The organism is Microbacterium barkeri, from assembly GCF_027921765.1.
In the GTDB taxonomy this organism is placed as follows: Bacteria; Actinomycetota; Actinomycetes; order Actinomycetales; family Microbacteriaceae; genus Microbacterium; species Microbacterium barkeri.
In genome coordinates, this window is the sequence record NZ_BSEJ01000041.1 from 1 (window position 1) to 782 (window position 782).

The window sequence follows — 782 nt, forward strand, 5'->3', positions numbered from 1 at the left end:
TTTTTGTGCCGGGTGGCGGCTGTGCCTGACCCGCCCTACATGCGGGATGGGACTGCGGGCCCGGCAATCTCGTAGGCCCGCGCAAGCGTCAGCGCCGCCGGGCAATGGCTACGAGTAGGGAGCCGTTTTTGTGCCGGGTGGCGACTGCGCCTGACCTGGCCTACATTCGTGATAGGCCTGCGGGCCCCGGTAAGCGCAGCGCCACCGGGGAGACATACCGGCACGCTGGCCGGACGACAGAAACGCAAAAAGCCCATCCGGCAGGATGGGCTCTTCACTTGTTTGATGCCTGGCAGTTCCCTACTCTCACATGGGGAGACCCCACACTACCATCGGCGCTACGGCGTTTCACTTCTGAGTTCGGCATGGGGTCAGGTGGGACCACCGCGCTAGTGCCGCCAGGCAAATTCTGTTTTATCAACACGTTTCACCAACGTATCGATTAATCTGAATCAGAGCTGAAAATTCTCTCAAATCTGCCAAAACATCTTCGGCGTTGTAAGGTTAAGCCTCACGGTTCATTAGTACCGGTTAGCTCAACGCATCGCTGCGCTTACACACCCGGCCTATCAACGTCGTCGTCTTCAACGTTCCTTCAGGAGACTTAAAGTCTCAGGGAGAACTCATCTCGGGGCAAGTTTCGTGCTTAGATGCTTTCAGCACTTATCTCTTCCGCATTTAGCTACCGGGCAGTGCCATTGGCATGACAACCCGAACACCAGTGATGCGTCCACTCCGGTCCTCTCGTACTAGGAGCAGCCCCCCTCAATTCTCCAGCGCCC

The 782-nt window shown here is 57.5% G+C and carries 2 rRNA genes; both read right to left on the reverse strand.

Annotation, left to right across the window (positions count from 1 at the left end):
* Nucleotides 1-287: 287 nt before the first annotated feature.
* A 5S ribosomal RNA gene (gene rrf / locus PKE79_RS16740) occupies nt 288-403 on the reverse strand.
* Nucleotides 404-500: 97 nt separating this feature from the next.
* Nucleotides 501-782, reverse strand: a 23S ribosomal RNA gene (locus PKE79_RS16745); the annotation flags it as partial.